1 protein-coding gene is annotated in these 1,067 nt (G+C 45.9%); it reads right to left on the reverse strand.

The annotated features are described in order from the left end of the window. Positions 1-1,067, reverse strand: a 1,067-nt coding sequence (gene ushA, locus R7070_RS26410; protein ID WP_318141545.1) for a bifunctional UDP-sugar hydrolase/5'-nucleotidase UshA, incomplete at both ends; no start/stop codon positions are given.

Genomic DNA, 1,067 nt, shown 5'->3' on the forward strand with positions numbered 1-1,067 from the left:
ACGTCAAGCAGATCTTGACCTTGCTCTTGGTAAGTACGAAGAATTTGCTTAACTACAGCATCTGGCTTGATTTCTTCAGCGATGAATTGGTAGTCGCCGTTCGCATCTTTTGCCTTTAGGTTTACTGGAATCAAAGCGTAGTTTGCTAGGTGCAGTTTGCCATCGTAGTATTCGAAGTCTGCACGACCAACATATTTACCCCACTCATGCGCTTGCATGATGTATGTGCCATTTTGTTGGTCTGGAGCACACTCGTCACCTGGTTTGAAGTCTGCGTATTCGTTAGTACCCGGCTCCATACATACTGGGTTTTGTGAGTGGCCACCAATAATTGCATCTAGTTGGCCTTCTTCAAGAGAACGCGCTAATAAAACGTCACCTGGTGCTTCGCTACCATGGTTACCATCTTGGTAGTGACCCATGTGTGTTGTTGCAAAAACTAGATCGACAGTTTCGTTTGCTTCGATTTCCTTAAGTACTTTTTTGATTTCAACTTGAGGATCTTCGAAGTAGATATCAGCAACGTTACTTGGGTTTACCAGTTTCGCTGTATCTTTTGTTGTTAGGCCAACAACCGCAACTTTAAGTCCGTTAATCGTGAAGACTTTGTAAGGCGCGAAGTAACGTTCGTCGGTTACTTTACCATCGGTGTCTTTCTTGTAGATGTTTGCAGCGAGCATAGGGAAGTCAGCCCATTGGATCTGCTTGTTCAAAACATCTAAAGCGTTATCAAACTCGTGGTTACCGACAGCCATTGCGTCGTAACCAAGCAGGTTCATCCCTATGAAGTCCGGTTCTGCATCTTGCATGTCTGACTCAGGAACACCTGTGTTGATATCACCGCCAGACAATAGAATGGTTTCGCCACCGCTTGATTCCACTTCTGCACGAATAGAGTCGATCAAAGTTTTGCGTGCAGCCATGCCGTATTCGCCTTTGCTGTTTTCCCAAAAGCGGCCATGGTTGTCGTTAGTGTGTAGAACGGTGAATTTAGTACAAGAATCTGCAGTCTCGCAGGTTACTGGAGAATTGTCGCTGTCTGAGCCGCATCCTGCTAGCGCAGCGCC

Origin of the sequence: Vibrio sp. 1557 (assembly GCF_033340175.1) — a bacterium.
GTDB classification, from domain to species: Bacteria; Pseudomonadota; Gammaproteobacteria; order Enterobacterales; family Vibrionaceae; genus Vibrio; species Vibrio alginolyticus.